The organism is Peribacillus sp. SIMBA_075 (assembly GCF_046534585.1).
In genome coordinates this window covers 1-239 of sequence record NZ_JAWRYN010001504.1, presented here as the reverse complement: position 1 = coordinate 239, position 239 = coordinate 1, and the positions used below count along the sequence as shown (strand labels likewise).

1 pseudogene is annotated in these 239 nt (G+C 46.9%); it reads left to right on the top strand.

What is annotated here, in order from left to right:
- Positions 1-239: pseudogene (locus SB775_RS33425) on the top strand (chemotaxis protein); the annotation flags it as partial.

The window sequence follows — 239 nt, the reverse complement described above, 5'->3', positions numbered from 1 at the left end:
AGTCTGGTCAATTCGATTATTACTAATACCATTGAGCCCAAAATGAAGGATGCAGATTACCTCGCTACGCTCATCAAGGAAAACCAATATTCACAAACAGATGGCTCCGAGGTCCTGCAGTATTTGGACTTGTATATGGGCATGCATCCGGAGACAGCGAGTATTAGCGTAGGTACGGAGGCTGGACAGTATTTCCGTTCCCCGAAGCAAGAGGTAAAGGCTGATTTTGACCCGCGTAC